This is a genomic window from Xaviernesmea rhizosphaerae (assembly GCF_001938945.1).
In the GTDB taxonomy this organism is placed as follows: domain Bacteria; phylum Pseudomonadota; class Alphaproteobacteria; order Rhizobiales; family Rhizobiaceae; genus Xaviernesmea; species Xaviernesmea rhizosphaerae.
The window spans coordinates 269347-284698 of record NZ_MKIO01000031.1; the positions used below are offsets into that span (position 1 = coordinate 269347).

Annotated in this window: 11 protein-coding genes; 9 read left to right on the forward strand and 2 right to left on the reverse strand. The window is 64.1% G+C overall.

What is annotated here, in order from left to right; genetic code table 11:
• Positions 1-6 precede the first annotated feature (6 nt).
• Entirely contained in the window at positions 7-1668 is a 1662-nt protein-coding gene (locus BJF92_RS14535; RefSeq protein WP_075635454.1) for an electron transfer flavoprotein-ubiquinone oxidoreductase, read from the reverse strand.
• Between the two features lie 237 nt (positions 1669-1905).
• Between BJF92_RS14535 and BJF92_RS14540 the strand changes: the two genes are divergently transcribed.
• The 7 genes from BJF92_RS14540 to BJF92_RS14565 all read left to right on the forward strand — a co-directional run bounded on the left by BJF92_RS14540 (position 1906) and on the right by BJF92_RS14565 (position 8730).
• A complete protein-coding gene (locus BJF92_RS14540) occupies positions 1906-2385 on the forward strand; it encodes a GNAT family N-acetyltransferase (RefSeq protein WP_075635455.1) in 480 nt (159 codons plus the stop codon).
• A 152-nt stretch (positions 2386-2537) separates the two neighbouring features.
• On the forward strand, positions 2538-3839 hold the full coding sequence (locus BJF92_RS14545) for an Hsp70 family protein (RefSeq protein WP_075635456.1): 1302 nt from the start codon (positions 2538-2540) through the stop codon (positions 3837-3839).
• Positions 3840-3907: 68 nt separating this feature from the next.
• Entirely contained in the window at positions 3908-4792 is an 885-nt protein-coding gene (locus BJF92_RS14550) for a uracil-DNA glycosylase (protein ID WP_075635457.1), read from the forward strand.
• A 250-nt stretch (positions 4793-5042) separates the two neighbouring features.
• Positions 5043-5219: a hypothetical protein gene (locus BJF92_RS25775; RefSeq protein ID WP_176218700.1), complete on the forward strand. Its 177-nt coding sequence runs from the start codon at positions 5043-5045 to the stop codon at positions 5217-5219.
• 93 nt (positions 5220-5312) lie between these two features.
• On the forward strand, positions 5313-5462 hold the full coding sequence (locus BJF92_RS25595; RefSeq protein WP_158032229.1) for a hypothetical protein: 150 nt from the start codon (positions 5313-5315) through the stop codon (positions 5460-5462).
• A gap of 881 nt (positions 5463-6343) precedes the next feature.
• Positions 6344-7027, forward strand: a complete 684-nt coding sequence (bluB, locus tag BJF92_RS14560) for a 5,6-dimethylbenzimidazole synthase (protein ID WP_075635459.1) — start codon at positions 6344-6346, stop codon at positions 7025-7027.
• A 425-nt stretch (positions 7028-7452) separates the two neighbouring features.
• A complete protein-coding gene (locus BJF92_RS14565; protein ID WP_075635460.1) occupies positions 7453-8730 on the forward strand; it encodes an MFS transporter in 1278 nt (425 codons plus the stop codon).
• A gap of 48 nt (positions 8731-8778) precedes the next feature.
• On the opposite strand, the gene BJF92_RS14570 is transcribed toward BJF92_RS14565, so the two are convergent.
• Positions 8779-9702: a DMT family transporter gene (locus BJF92_RS14570; RefSeq protein ID WP_075635461.1), complete on the reverse strand. Its 924-nt coding sequence runs from the start codon at positions 9700-9702 to the stop codon at positions 8779-8781.
• A gap of 406 nt (positions 9703-10108) precedes the next feature.
• On the opposite strand from BJF92_RS14570, the gene pepN reads away from it, so the two are divergent.
• The gene (gene pepN / locus BJF92_RS14575; RefSeq protein WP_075635462.1) at positions 10109-12757 is read left to right on the forward strand and encodes an aminopeptidase N; all 2649 of its coding nucleotides are present in this window, start codon (positions 10109-10111) and stop codon (positions 12755-12757) included.
• Between the two features lie 207 nt (positions 12758-12964).
• The gene (locus tag BJF92_RS14580) at positions 12965-15292 is read left to right on the forward strand and encodes a PAS domain-containing sensor histidine kinase (RefSeq protein WP_075635463.1); all 2328 of its coding nucleotides are present in this window, start codon (positions 12965-12967) and stop codon (positions 15290-15292) included.
• Positions 15293-15352: the final 60 nt, after the last annotated feature.

Sequence of the window (15352 nt, forward strand, 5' to 3'; positions counted from 1 at the left end):
ACGCTCTCACATGTTCGGATAGACCGGCCCTTCGCCGCCCTGCGGGGGGACCCAGGTGATGTTGCCGTTCGGGTCCTTGATGTCGCAGGTCTTGCAGTGGACGCAGTTCTGCGCGTTGATGACGAAGGTCGGCTGGCCGTCCTTTTCCACCCATTCATAGACCCCGGCGGGACAGTAGCGCGAGGACGGGCCGGCGAAGACGTCGTGCTCAGAGCGCTTCTGCAGGCTCATGTCCTTGACCTTCAGATGAACCGGCTGGTCCTCTTCGTGATTGGTGTTGGACAGGAAGACCGAGGAGAGCCGGTCGAAGGTCAGCACGCCGTCCGGCTTGGGATAGGCGATCTTCTGGTGCTTTTCGGCGGGCTCCAGCGATTGCGCATCATTTTTGCCGTGCTTCATCGTGCCGAAGAAGGAGAAGCCGAAGAGCTGGTTGGTCCACATATCCAGCCCGCCCAGGCCGACGCCGAGCACCGTGCCGAAGCGCGACCAGAGCGGCTTGACGTTGCGCACGCGCTTCAGGTCCGTGCCGATGGCGCCGTCGCGCCAGTCGCTTTCCAGCTCGACGATCTCGTCATTGGCGCGGCCCGCAGCGATCGCGGCCGCCACGCGGTCAGCCGTCAGGAGGCCGGAGAGAACGGCATTGTGGCTGCCCTTGATGCGCGGCACGTTGACGAAGCCGGCGGAACAGCCGATCAGCGCGCCGCCGGGGAAGCTGACCTTCGGCACCGACTGATAGCCGCCCTCGGTGATGGCGCGCGCGCCATAAGAAAGGCGTTTGCCACCCTCGAAGGTGCCGCGGATGCTGGGATGCGTCTTGAAGCGCTGGAATTCCTCGAACGGCGAGAGATAAGGGTTCTTGTAGTTCAGGTGGACGACGAAGCCGACGGCGACCAGATTGTCCTCCAGATGGTAGAGGAAGGAACCGCCGCCCGTCGACAGGTCCAGCGGCCAGCCGAAGGAGTGCTGCACGAGGCCCTGCTTATGGTTCTCCGGCTTCACCTGCCAGAGTTCCTTGATGCCGATGCCGAATTTCTGCGGCTCGCGATCCTTCTGCAGGTCGTATCTGGCGATCAGTTGCTTGGCGAGCGAGCCGCGAACGCCCTCGCCGATCAGCACATATTTGCCCATCAGCGCCATGCCGCGCGCGTAATTCGGCCCGGGCTCGCCGTTCTTCTCGATGCCCATGTCGCCGGTGGCGACACCGATCACGGCGCCGGCCTCGTCATAGAGCACTTCCGCGGCGGCGAAGCCCGGATAGATCTCGACGCCCAGCGCCTCGGCCTTCTCGGCCAGCCAGCGACAGACCAGGCCGAGCGAGACGATGTAATTGCCGTGATTGTTCATCAGCTTCGGCATCAGCGCGTTGGGCAGGCGCAGCGACTTGGTCTCGTTGAGAACGAGGAAATGATCGTCGGTCACGGCGGTCTTGAAGGGGTGGCCCTCCTCCTCGCGCCAGCCAGGCAGAAGCTTGTCGATGCCAGAGGGATCGACGACGGCGCCGGAGAGGATATGCGCGCCCACCTCGGCGCCCTTTTCCAAGACGACAACCGAGAGATCGGGATTGATCTGCTTCAGCCGGATTGCCGCAGACAGGCCCGCAGGCCCCGCACCGACGATCACGACGTCGAACTCCATCGACTCGCGTTCGGGCAGCTCCATCTCGCTCATTCTTTCTCGCTCCGCTCGGGCCTGGTCCCTCCGGCCATCGGACGACTATGGCCGTCTGTCCGATCCCATAGGGCTTTCAATCCCTTCCTTCTCAAAACAAACCCGGCTTGTCGAGCCAAGTTGCGACAGGCGCTGGCTCATTCTCCCGGCATGATGAGACAGACTATATGACGTTTACGTTCACGTCAAATTTCGGCTGTCATATCCCTTTTCCACCATCGGGATAAACCTTGCCGAATGGGACAGGCAAGACCGCGCACCACCGACATCCGACAGGCGACAGATCAGGACATCGAGGCCCTGCGCGCCATCGACCCCCTGCTCCTGCGCGAGGGCGACCGGTCTCGTCATCTCGTGCACGCCGTGGCCGCGGGCCAGTGCCACATCCTGCAGGAGGGCAGCGCGGCCTGCGCCTATGGCGTTCTGACCGATCAGTTCTTCCATCAGCGCTTCATCGCGCTTCTGATCGTTGCGGACGAGCGCCGGAACCGAGGGCTTGGAACGATCATGCTCCGGCATCTGCGTGCCCTGTGCCCGACCGCGAAGCTCTTCACATCGACCAATCTCTCCAATGTCGGCATGCAGCGGCTCCTCCTGCGCGAGGGCTTTATCCAGAGCGGTGTCATTCTCCATCTCGACGAGAACGACCCGGAGCTGGTGTTCCATTCCCCGGCCTGCAGCGCAGGTCCCTTCAAGGCGCCGGAAGACGGTTTTTGATTATGCGTGCCCTTGCCTTCTCGGCGTCGGCATGTCATCAGCGCCGTCCGCATTTCACCGCCCTTGCAGATCCTCCTGCCCAAGGGCCGCATTTTTTTCCGGAGCATGGCTCCGCTTCTCGTCATCGCGATAGTTAAACAGGGAGCACGATCATGACGCGCGCGCTCGGGCTCGATTTCGGCACGACCAACACCGTCCTCGCTCTGACCGATCCGGCCAGCGGGGCCAATGCCACCCGCTCGATGGCCTTCAACAGCAGCGCCGGCACCACCGACAGCATGCGCACCGCGCTGTCCTTCATGAAGGAGCCGGGGCTGGGCGCGCAGGCGCTGAAGGTGGAAGCCGGGCAGGCGGCGATCCGCATGTTCATCGACAATCCCGGCGATTGCCGCTTCCTACAGTCGATCAAGACCTTCGCCGCCAGCGCCGCCTTCCAGGCCACCCAGGTCTTTGCCCGGCGCCAGAGCTTCGAGGATCTGATGGAGATCTTCCTGCGGCGTCTCAAGGCCTACGCCGGCGAAGGCTGGCCGGGAGAAGTCTCCAGCCTCGTGGTCGGCCGTCCGGTGCAGTTTGCCGGCGCCAATCCGGACGAGGCGCTGGCGCTGAAGCGCTATCAGGCCGCGCTCGAACGCTTCGGCTTTCCGGCGGTGCATTATGTCTATGAGCCGGTTGCGGCCGCCTACTATTTCGCCCAGTCGCTGACCGCAGATGCCAATGTGCTGGTGGCCGACTTCGGCGGCGGCACGACCGACTACTCGCTGATCCGCTTCGAGCGCCATGCCGGCCGGCTCAATGCGATTCCTGTTGGCCATTCCGGCGTCGGCATCGCCGGCGATCATTTCGATTTCCGGCTGATCGACAATCTGGTCTCGCCCGAGATCGGCAAGGGCAGCCATTTCAAGAGCTTCGACAAGCTCCTGGAAATCCCGAGCGGCTATTACGCCAATTTCGGCCGCTGGAACCAGCTGTCGATCTTCAAGACCACGCGCGAATTCGCCGATCTGCAATCGCTGGTGCGCTCTGCCACCGAGCCGGAAAAGCTCGAACTCTTCGTCGATCTGATCGAGCATGACGAAGGCTATCCGCTCTATCAGGCGGTCTCGGCCACCAAGATGGCGCTGTCGGCGCAGGACGAGGCGGAGTTCAACTTCGCGCCGCTCGGCGCCGCCGGCCGCAAGACCGTGCGCCGCGCCGATTTCGAGCGCTGGATCGCGCCCGATCTCGCCCGCATCGAGGCGGCGCTGGACGAGGTGCTGGAAAAGACCAACACGCCGGCATCGCAGGTGGACAAGGTGTTCCTGACCGGCGGCACCTCCTTCGTACCCGCCGTGCGCCGCCTGTTCACCGAACGCTTTGCCGCCGACCGGGTGGAAAGCGGCGGCGAGCTTCTCTCCATCGCCCATGGTCTGGCCCTGATCGGCGAGAGCGGCGAGGCCGAGCGCTGGGCCGCGTGAGGAAAGAGAGGACGCGGGGGACGCAGGGAAGAGTCGCACCCCCTCTGCAATTGCTCTAAGGTCGTTCCATGATCCCAGCCGACAGCCTCGCCCCCGCGGAACTTGCCGCCCTCCTGCATTTCCATGCGGATGCCGGAGTGGAGTGGCTGGTTTCGGATGAACCTGCCAATCGCTTCGCGGAGTTCCAGGCGCAGCTCGCCGCCCGCCGGGCGCTCGCACAGCCGGCCTCGGCACGCGACGAGACCCCCGCGCCGGCAACGACACAGGAAGCTGGGACGGCGCGCAGAGCCCAGCGGCCGGACAAGGCGACGCCGCCGCCGCGCCCGGCAGCACCGGTCGCCATTCCCGACGAACAGGCGATTGCCGAGGCGCAGAGCGCGGCCAGATCCGCGTCCTCGCTGGCGGAGCTGAAGGTGGCCATGGAGGCCTTCACCGGCTGCAATCTGAAGAACAGCGCCCGCAATCTCGTCTTTGTCGAGGGTTCGCCCTCGCGCGGCCTTCTGGTGGTCGGGCCGATGCCGAATGGCGACGACGACCGCGACGGCCTGCCCTTTTCCGGCCGCAACGGCGCGATGCTCGACCGGATGCTGGGCGCCATCGGGCTTGACCGGGCCGAGATCATGCTGGGCAATGTCATCGGCTGGCGCCCCCCGGGAAACCGCGTGCCCTCACCGCGCGAAACCGAGATCTGCCGGCCCTTTATCGAACGTCAGGTCGAACTGATCGCGCCGCGCCACCTGCTCGTGCTCGGCAATTTCGCCGCCCGATTCTTCTTCGGCGGTACGGACACCATCCATCATCTGCGCGGCAGCTGGCGGGAGATCAGGGTCGGGAACCATGCCGTTCAGGCCCTCGCCACGCTGCATCCGCAGGACCTCTTTGCCGCGCCGGTCTGCAAAAAGCTGGCCTGGGAAGATCTCCTGACCTTCCGCAAGGCGCTCGACCGCGGCTGACGTCAAGGCGCAGCGGCGCGGAACACGACACCGTCGGCGCAGCTTACGCTTCTGTTTTCACGATGGTTTTGGCGAGAACGGCGGGAATTGCCGAAAGTTGGCGCTGACCGACCGCGTCAGCCCAAATGAACAAACCATGAAAAAAGCCATGCGAATTGCGCATAGCAGGCTCCTGACGGCCCGCCTTGCTGAAAAGCTGTTGCATTGCAATATAGCGTTAACGGGAGGAATGGATACAAGGACTTGAATCATGACCGCCCGTTTTCGCCCTCTGCATAGCGGCTTTGAAACGCTCCGCATCGCCAGCGCACCGCGCAATGGCGGCGCCCGTGGCCGTCCCACAGCGGCAAGCGAACAGCTCACGGCCATCGCCTATTCCCAGTTCGGCCGGCCGAGCCAGATCTTTTCCGACTTCGTTCAGCGCTGAGACCGGCGGTTTCGCCTGTGGCTCAAAAAGCCGGACCTGATGGGCCCGGAGTGCCCGGGCAACTGTCGCCTGCTTGAATTTCAGGAGATGAACATGTCGAAGAACATGATCCGCACCGTCCGCGACGTTTTTACCACCATCGGCGTTGCTGTCGATGCTTCGGTGGCCTATCGGCACCTGTCGCGGCGCCGGATGGCCGGAGCGGAAGGCATGGACCTCCTCTCGGGGATTGGCCAGCGCTGATTGCGTCAGGTCTGATTGCGCGATGTCTGATTACGGCAGGCACGCGCTCGTTCTGGGCCTGGCGGCAGGCAGCGCATGCGTCGAGCAGGCCGCTGATGCCGTGGTGCGTAACAGGGTGAGCAAGCCGGCCCGCGACGGCATAATCCGTTCCAAGTGAAACGACGATCGATCAGGTTGTGCATCAAGCAAATTGGGTCTGAGCGCCGATCTGATTCAAGTCATATCGGATAGCGCTGTAAAAAGCCGGATCGCCCGTCGGCTACATCACCCATCGGCAACAGTGGCTTGTCCGCGATCGAACTCCGTCCAATCCTCTCTTAATTTTACAGAAAAATCTAATCCGATGTTCGTGCGGACGAAGTAACGTCAGGCTCGTGGTGTCGGAGCCGACACTTGCGGGACCAATTGCCTGGGGCGAGCCGGCAACTGGGGCCTCAAGAGTAGCCGTGCTCCGAAAATGGCCGCCCCCTGACAAACGCCACAAAGTGATCGCATCAACCCGGCCGCCATGGCCCGGACAGAACTCCATGATCGACAGAGAACGTTAAACCGTGACGTTGTGACATCCCATCATTGCTGCAGCCTCGCCGGCGCAAGCGGCGAGGCGCCGCCAAGACCGATGGGCTTGCGGCGCAGGCGCCCCCGCCATGCGTCTTTGTCGACCGTCGGATGGAAAATCCGGAAGCGGATTTTGGAAAATGCCGATGCAAAAACAAAAGCCTAGAGCATCAAGCTGCAGATGATTTCCACTCCGATGGTCAAGGCACCATCCCGTTGTACCACCCTGAAAGTGCCGCCAAGCCGGATCGGCCTGCGGCCGTTTGCCCCTGCGCCTTTCCCAAACCAGGGTCCGGCACTTTCCCTCTCAAGGACGTGAACCCATGAAAACCGTCAGTGCCCATGATCTTGCCGATGCGACCCCCGTGCCGCAGGGCGTTCAGTTTGAAGATGGCTTCCAGCAAGAGCTGCAGACCCTGTTCCGCTGGCGGCGCGATGTCCGCCGCTTCCAGCGCCAGCCCCTGCCGGCCGGCCTGTTCGAGGAGCTGATCGCCATTGCCGCCCAGGCGCCCTCGGTCGGCCTCAGCCAGCCCTGGCGCTTTGTCGAGGTCGAAAGCCCCGTTCGCCGCGCTATGGTACGCGCCTCCTTCGCCCGCTGCAACGAGACGGCGCTGGCCGCGCAGGAGGGGCAGCGGGCGGAACTCTATGCCCGGCTGAAGCTTGAGGGGTTGAGCGAGGCGCCCTGCCAGTTCGCGCTCTTTGCCGATCGCGCCACGCAGCAGGGCCATCGCCTGGGCCGGCAGACCATGCCGGAAACAATCGATTATTCCGCCGTCATCGCCCTGCATACGCTCTGGCTTGCCGCCCGTGCCCGCGGGATTGGCCTTGGCTGGGTCTCGATCCTGGAGCCCGAGGTCGTCACCGCCGCGCTCGACGTGCCGCAGGACTGGCATTTCCTCGGCTATTTCTGCCTTGGCTATCCCGCCAGCGAGGATGACGTGCCGGCGCTGGAGAGTGCCGGCTGGGAAGCGCGCGCCGAGCCCCAGTCCATGATCGTGCGCCGCTGATCGACCAGCCCGATCCGGACTCGATGAGGCCGGAGTCGTGCCGTAAACGTCATGCGAGGTCGCAATCGACCGCGCATGACGCCTGCAAATGGGAGGATGCTGAGCCTGTTCATGCCCTTGCCTAAGGGCAGCGGGGCCATGGATTTCGGTGCATGGCGGCGGTTTCGCCTTTGAGCCGGCCGAGGCCTGTGGGATGCATGGACCTTTCCCTGACGGCGGCGCATCGGCCGCGGTCACCTTGAACAGGTTGCCGGCATGTCGCGATCACAGCATTGGCCCGAGGCATCGCCTCTTTTGCATCGGACGGAAAACCGCCCTCGGTCCGGTGCGCCGGCTTTTGGTTCCGGCATCGGCTGCGTTCGGAAGCCGGCTTGCGGCTCCCGGTCCGGCGCTCTGGCAGGCCGCGCCATGCAGGGAATCGCGTGATGTCGTCAGGCTTTCTCTCCGTGCTGCCCTTGATGCTCTCGGTCTTCCTGATGATGACCGGCTTTGGCCTGGCGGGCTATGTCATCCCCGTGCGTTCACTGGCGGAAGGCTGGTCGACACTGACCATTTCCGTGATCGCCACGGGCTACACGCTCGGCTTCACGCTCTCCTGCATCATTACCCCGATCTTCGTGCGCCGGGTCGGCCATATCCGCGTCTTCTCCGCGCTCGTCACCCTGCTCAGCATCGCCATCCTGCTCTGCGGGCTGGTCGTGGACTGGCGGGCCTGGATCTTCTTCCGCGCCACGCTCGGCTTTGCCATGTCCGGCAGCTATCTGGTGATCGAGAGCTGGCTCAACGAGCGGGTGACCAACGAGAATCGCGGCATGCTGTTCTCGCTCTATCTGATCACCACCATGATTGGCACGGTCGCCGGGCAATATCTTGTGCCGCTGGGCGATCCCAAGACCTCCGCTCTGTTCATGCTCTGCGGCATCATCTTCTCGCTGGCGCTGCTGCCCACGGCTTTGTCCACCTCGCCCTCGCCCGCGCCGCCGTCACGCGCCAATTTCAATCTGCCCGCTCTGTTCCGCCGTTCGCCGGTGGCGGTGGTCGGCAGCCTGCTTGCCGGCGCCATGGCCGGGGCCTGGTTCAATCTCGGCGGCGTCTTCACCCAGAAGATCGGCCTGACGACGGCGCAGGGCGCGACCCTGCTCGCCTCGCTGCTGATCGGCAGCGCGATCTCGCAGATCCCGATCGGCCGCGCCTCGGACCGGATCGACCGGCGCAAGGTCATGGTTGCCTGCGGCGCGCTGGGCGTGCTGTCCTGCCTGGCCATGCTGGCCTTCTCCTCGGCTGGCGCGCCGACGGTCTATGTCCTCGGCGCCTGCGTCGGCGCCATGGTCTTCCCGATCTATGCGCTTAACGTCGCCCATGCCAATGATCTCGCCGATCCGGACGATTACGTCTCGGTCTCCTCGGGCATGATGATCACCTATGGCCTGGGAACGGTGAGCGGGCCGCTGATGGTGGGCCCTGTCATGGACCGCTTCGGGCCGAATGCGCTGTTCTTCATGCTGGGGCTCTACTTCCTCGCCTATGCCGGCTATGCCGGCTGGCGCATCCTGCGCCGACGCGAGGAGGTAGGCCTGGTCTCCAAGACCGAATTTCAGGCCAACACCGTGCCCACCCCGGGCCTCGATGTCGCCACCGCCATGAGCCAGCCGGCGCCTGTTCTGGAGACATCGGAGGAGCCCGACAGGTCGCCGGGCGTCTGACGGGAGCGGACCGATCCATCGGCCGAGGGTTGAGGCGGCTTTATGCCCTCACCCCTGCGGCGTCATCAGCTTGCGCGCGCCGCGCCGCTTCAGCCCCAGCCGGTGCTCACGCAGGATGATGACAATACCAGCGGAGATGACGAGCGCTGTGCCGGCCAGCATGGTCGGCGTGGGAACGTCGCCGAAGAGCGCATAGCCGAAGCCGAGCCCGAGCACGATCGAGGTATATTCAAACGGCGCGATGGTGGACATATCGGCGAAGCGGTAGCTTTCCGTCAGCAGCAATTGGGCGATGCCGCCGCAAATGCCGGCTGCCATCAAGAGAAGGAAGGCGCGCATCGAAAGCGGCTCCCAGCCGAACGGCAGGCTGACCAGCGAGAAGACCGAGGCCGACAGCGAGAAATAGAGCACGATCGTCTGGGTGCGCTCGGCATGGACGAGCTTGCGCACCAGGATCATCGCGATGGCGCCAAGACAGGCCGAAAGGATGACCGCCAGCGCACCGGCGGCCTCGCCCGCGCCCATGTCGCCGGAACGCAGCAGCGTCAGGCGCGGCCAGGAAATGACGATGACGCCGACAAGGCCGATGCCGACCGCGGTCCATCGGAACAGCCGCACCGTCTCCTTCAGGAACACGGCGGCAAAGATCACCGCGAAGATCGGCATGGCATAGCCAATCGCGATCGCTTCAGGCAGCGGCAGGTGCTGCAGCCCGTAGAAGCCGCAGCTCATGGCCAGAATGCCGACAAAGCCGCGCAGCAGATGGCCAATCGGATCGCGGGTGTGGAGCGCGGTGCGCAACTGCCCCCGCCAGACCAGGAAAATCACGATGGGAATAATGGCGAAGACCGAGCGGTAGAAGGTGATCTGCCCCGTCGGGATCTCGTTTCCCGCCGCCTTGATGAAGGTCGACATGCAGACGAAGACCAGCACGGAAAGGACCTTGAGGCCGATGCCGCGCAAGGGGCGCATCTGGCTGGTGTCGGTCACGGTTCATTCCTTTCATGCCGTGGAAGAGGCCGGCAGGGGCTTCTGCGGCGCTGGCGCAGCAGCGCAGGTTTCCTCAAGCGCACTGGGAGAGAGCGCTTGAGGCGGGGCCGGCGCCCGCCTCATAGCGGAGATTCGCGCTTGCGTAGGATCACATTTCGTGATGCGGCGTGTTTTTTGTGTGATCAAATGATCGTTCATTCTGTCCATGCACTGGATCTTTACGACCGTTCGAAGAAGAATAGCCTCCTGTGCAGCGCCGTTCTGTCCTGAAAAGACACAGGATTCAATGATTGTTAGGGGCGACTGCTTAACTGTGTGACGATTTCCACCGGCAGCCGTTCACGCACGGGGAGCGTGTAGAGGTATAGCCGCAGTCCATGAGGCGATAATGCGCACTGACACCGGCGAGACTATTCGCCTCGAAGATTATCGTCCCACCGACTTCGTGCTGGAGCGCGTCGATCTGACCTTCGAGCTGGACCCGGCCGAGACCAAGGTCGAGGCGCGGCTGATCTTCCATCGCCGCGAGGGCGTGGATCTTGCAGCGCCGCTGGTGCTGGATGGCGACGAGCTGTCGCTGACGGCGCTGCATCTCGACCAGAACGAACTCGACGCCGCGCTTTATGACGCGACCGATGAGCAGCTGGTGATCCGCGGCCTGCCGGAAAGCGCGCCGTTCGAGATCATGATCGGCACGGTGATTGCGCCCGAAAGCAACACCACGCTGATGGGCCTTTACCGCACCAGCAATGTCTATTGCACCCAGTGCGAGGCTGAGGGTTTCCGCCGCATCACCTATTTCCCCGACCGGCCGGATGTTCTGGCGCCCTATACGGTGACGATCGTCGCCGACAAGGCCGCCAATCCACTCCTGCTCTCCAACGGCAATTTCCTCGGCAGCGGCAATTACGACGGCACGAGGCACTTCGCCGCCTGGTTCGACCCGCATCCCAAGCCCAGCTATCTCTTCGCCCTGGTCGCCGGCGATCTCGGCGTGGTGGAGGACAGCTTTACCACGGCGTCGGGCCGCGAGGTGGCGCTGAAGATCTATGTCGAGCATGGCAAGGAGCCGCGCGCGGCCTATGCCATGGATGCGCTGAAGCGCTCCATGCGCTGGGACGAAGAGCGCTTCGGCCGCGAATATGATCTCGATATCTTCATGATCGTCGCCGTGTCCGATTTCAACATGGGCGCGATGGAGAATAAGGGCCTCAATGTCTTCAACGACAAATATGTGCTGGCCGATCCGGAAACCGCGACCGATCAGGACTATGCCAATATCGAGGCGATCATCGCCCACGAATATTTCCACAACTGGACGGGCAACCGCATCACCTGCCGTGACTGGTTCCAGCTCTGCCTGAAGGAAGGGCTGACGGTCTATCGCGACCATGAATTCTCCGCCGACGAGCGCTCCCGCCCGGTCAAGCGCGTGGCCGAGGTGCGCCACCTGAAGGCAGAGCAGTTTCCCGAGGATGGTGGTCCGCTGGCCCATCCGGTGCGGCCCACGCGCTATCGCGAGATAAACAACTTCTACACCACCACCGTCTACGAGAAGGGCTCGGAAGTCACCGGCATGATCGCCACGCTTCTGGGCCGCGAGGGCTTCAAAGCGGGGATGGATCTCTATTTCGAGCGGCATGACGGCCAAGCCGTGACGATCGAGGATTTCGTGCGCTGTTTCGCCGAGACCAGCGGGCGCGATTTCACGCAATTCTCGCTCTGGTATCATCAGGCCGGCACGCCGCTGGTCACCGCCTCCAGCGCCTATGACGCCGCCCGCCAATCCCTGACGCTGACGCTCGAACAGATGGTTCCGCCAACACCGGGCCAGAGCGAAAAGGCGCCGATGCACATTCCCCTGCGCTTCGCCCTGATCCTGCCGGATGGAACGGTGGCCACACCCTCTGAGGGGACGGGCACCGATGTCACCGGCGAGGTGCTGCATCTCACCGAACGGCAGCAGAGCGTGACCTTTACCGGCCTGCCCGCCAGGCCGATCGTCTCGCTCAACCGCGGCTTTTCCGCACCGATCAACCTGCATCTGCAGCAGAGCGCCGAAGACAAGGCGCTGATCGCCCGTTTCGATCCCGATCTCTTCGCCCGCTGGCAGGCGCTGACCGATCTGGCGCTGGCCGACCTGGTGGCTGCGACGGCGGCCGTCAAAGGCGGCACGGCGCATACGGTCAGTCCGCTCGTGGTGGAAGCATTGCTCTCGGCGATCGGCGACGACGCGCTCGAGCCCGCTTTCCGCGCGCAGATCCTGGCTCTGCCCAGCGAATCCGACATCGCCCGCGAAATCGGCAAGAGCAACGATCCCGATGCGATCTGGACCGCGCGGCTCGGCGTGCTGCACGCCATTGCCGAGGCCGGACGAGCGACCTTTGAAAAGCTGGTGGCCGAGATGGCGACCGACGGGCCCTTCTCGCCCGATGCGGCAAGCGCCGGACGGCGGGCGCTGCGCAACATCGCGCTGACCTATCTGGCCCATGCCGAACAGAGCCCCCTCAGGGCCAAGGCGGCCTTCGACGCCGCCGACAACATGACTGACCGCGCCCATGCGCTGGCGCTGCTTGCGCATGTCTTCCCGGATGCTGGCGAAACGCTGGTGGCGCTGCAGGCCTTCCGCACCCGCTTTGCCGACAATCCGCTGGTGCTGGACAAGTGGTTCTCGATTCAGGCGGCCGCCCCCGGCCATGGCGCTCTGGAGCGGATCAAGGCGCTGATGGGGGATCCGTCGTTCAATCCGCTCAACCCGAACCGCGTGCGGGCCCTTGTCGGCGCCTTCGCCTTCGGCAATCCGACCGGCTTCAACCGGCCGGATGGCGAGAGTTACCGTTTCCTGGCCGATCAGGTGCTTGAGATCGACCGGCGCAATCCGCAATTGGCCGCCCGATTGCTGACCGCGATGCGCTCCTGGCGCTCCCTGGAAGAGGGCCGCGCTGCGGCCGCACAGGCAGCCCTTGCCCGGATAAAGGAAGCCCCTGGCCTCTCGGCCGATGTCAGCGACATTGTCGAACGGACGCTGAAGGGCTAGGACGTAAACGCAAGCCATTGAACCAAAAGGAATTTTCTGACGGAGCAGTCGGGGAACCAAAAAGTTCCCTTCGGCAAGCTGCGACTTCCCACTGACAAGAATTGGTTAACGCCCGTTCATGCTTTTGGCTGGACAAGAAGGGGTGCAATTGATTCATTGAGGTCAGATTCGGGCGAGCGGCGTGCCGGGTCAGACGAGGTTCAGATAGTGGCGAAACTTGCGGAAGCGCAGCAGGCGGGCGCGGCCGGGGCGCGCATGCGTCCGGGACTCCCGATCTTTTCCAGCCTGGAAAAGATTGCCCTCTCGCAGGCCCGGCTTTTCGCCGCGCCGACCAGCCGCCGGCTGCAGCGCGCCGAGCCGATGCTCAAGCGCTCGATCCCCATCCTGATCACGGCCTTTCTCGTCATCGTCGCCATCTCGCGCATCAGCGGCCTGATGGGTGACTATATGCGCATGGACATGGCGCTGCGCCAGGCCACCATGCTGGCCGCCACCGCCGCGCGCGAGGCGATGACGGCCGATGCCGCCGATCTCTTCGACAATGCCCGGACCGACGAGGTGACGCGGCGGCTGCAGCGCGTGCTGACGCCGGACATGCTGCCGCAGGGCGCCTTTGCGCTTGCCGTGCGCAATGACGGGCGGATCTTCGCCACCACGCCGGAAGGCCGGCTCTATGCCATGCGCACGCTGTCCAGCATCGCGCCGGAGGCGGCTGCCTTCCAATATTTCGGCGAGCGCTTCACCGTTGTCAAAACCGAGATCGGCGGGCGCACGCATCTGATGACCTTGTCTCAGGTCGGCGACCGCGCCGGCACGCTGGTGGTCGCGGTGCCGCTCGACAAGTCCGAGAAGCGCTGGCGTGACGAAGTCTCGCTGAATGTCACGTTGTTTGCCGGCATCTCCGCCATCCTGCTGGTGGTGCTCTACGCCTATTACATCCAGGCCAAGCGCGCGCGCGATGCCGACCAGATCTTCGCCGAATCGAACATGCGCGTGGAAACCGCGCTCCTGCGCGGCCGCTGCGGCCTGTGGGATTTCGACCTGAACACCCGCCGGCTGTTCTGGTCGCGCTCCATGTATGAGATGCTGGGGATGACGCCGCAATCGAGCGTCCTGTCCTTCGGCGATGCGGCGCGGCTGATGCATCCCGACGACAAGAGCGTCTATCAGGTTGCCCGCCAGATCGCCCGCGGCTCCGAACGCCAGATCGACCATGTGTTTCGCATGCGCCATGCGGAGGGGCACTATGTCTGGCTGCGCGCCCGCGCGCAGATCATCGAGACAGGCAGCGACCGGCTGCATCTGATCGGCATCGCCATGGACGTGACCGAGCAGCACCGCCTGGCGCAGCGCTATGCCGAAGCGGACCAGCGCCTGGCCGACGCGATCGAAAGCACGTCCGAGGCCTTCGTGCTCTGGGACAAGGACGACCGTCTGGTCATGTGCAATTCGCACTACCAGCAGGCCTATAGTCTGCCGGCCCATGTGCTGGTGCCCGGCACCGAGCGCATCGTGGTGGCCGCCGCCGCCGCCCGGCCGATCGTCGAGCGGCGCATTGCCGATCCCGATGGCTCCAACCTGTCGCAGACGACCGAGGTGCAACTCGCCGACCAGCGCTGGCTGCAGATCAACGAGCGGCGCACTCATGATGGCGGGCTGGTTTCCGTCGGCACCGACATCACGCTGCTGAAGCGCCATCAGGTGCGCCTGCGCGAATCCGAGCGCCGGCTGATGGCCACAATCGGCGATCTCTCCGCCTCGCGCATGAAGCTGGAGCGGCAGAAGGCGGAGCTGTCGATCGCCAATGCCAATTATCAGGCGGAGAAGGAGCGTGCCGAGGCGGCGAATCGGGCGAAATCCGAATTCCTTGCCAATATGAGCCATGAGCTGCGCACGCCGCTCAATGCGATTCTCGGCTTTTCCGAGATCCTCAAGCACCGCATGTTCGGCCCGCTGGGCTCGGAAAAATACGAGGAATATACCAAGGACATTCACGATAGCGGCAAGCATCTGCTGAACGTCATCAACGACATTCTCGACATGTCGAAGATCGAGGCGGGGCAGATGAGCATCACTCGCGAGCGCATCGATCTGGCGCCCTTGGTGGAAGAGGCGCTGCGGCTGATCAAGGGACCGGCGCAGCAGAAGGACATCGTGGTGTGCCAGGAGATCGCCTCAGGCCTGACGCTGCATGCCGACCGCAGGGCGATGAAGCAGATCCTGCTCAATCTCCTCTCCAATGCCGCCAAATTCACCAACAAGGGCGGGCGCATCGCGCTGCGGGCGCGCAAGGTGGCCGGCGCCGTGACACTGACGATCGCCGACAGCGGCATCGGCATTCCGCGCACAGCGCTGGAAAAGATCGGCCAGCCCTTCGAGCAGGTGCAGAACCAATATGCCAAGAGCCAGGGCGGCTCCGGTCTCGGACTGGCGATCTCGCGCTCGCTGACGGCGCTGCATGACGGGCGGATGAAGATCCATTCCGTCGAGAATGTCGGCACGATCATCTCGGTGCGCATTCCCGACAACGGCTGAAACGCCGCGGAGGCGCGCCGGCACCGGATGCATCGGACCGATGCCGGTTTTTTCCTGTTC

Coding starts and splice junctions, on each gene's coding strand:
- BJF92_RS14535 (WP_075635454.1), bottom strand. CDS start 1,668: ATGAGCGAGATGGAGCTGCCCGAACGCGAGTCGATGGAGTTCGACGTC.
- BJF92_RS14540 (WP_075635455.1), top strand. CDS start 1,906: ATGGGACAGGCAAGACCGCGCACCACCGACATCCGACAGGCGACAGAT.
- BJF92_RS14545 (WP_075635456.1), top strand. CDS start 2,538: ATGACGCGCGCGCTCGGGCTCGATTTCGGCACGACCAACACCGTCCTC.
- BJF92_RS14550 (WP_075635457.1), top strand. CDS start 3,908: ATGATCCCAGCCGACAGCCTCGCCCCCGCGGAACTTGCCGCCCTCCTG.
- BJF92_RS25775 (WP_176218700.1), top strand. CDS start 5,043: ATGACCGCCCGTTTTCGCCCTCTGCATAGCGGCTTTGAAACGCTCCGC.
- BJF92_RS25595 (WP_158032229.1), top strand. CDS start 5,313: ATGTCGAAGAACATGATCCGCACCGTCCGCGACGTTTTTACCACCATC.
- bluB (WP_075635459.1), top strand. CDS start 6,344: ATGAAAACCGTCAGTGCCCATGATCTTGCCGATGCGACCCCCGTGCCG.
- BJF92_RS14565 (WP_075635460.1), top strand. CDS start 7,453: ATGTCGTCAGGCTTTCTCTCCGTGCTGCCCTTGATGCTCTCGGTCTTC.
- BJF92_RS14570 (WP_075635461.1), bottom strand. CDS start 9,702: ATGCGCCCCTTGCGCGGCATCGGCCTCAAGGTCCTTTCCGTGCTGGTC.
- pepN (WP_075635462.1), top strand. CDS start 10,109: ATGCGCACTGACACCGGCGAGACTATTCGCCTCGAAGATTATCGTCCC.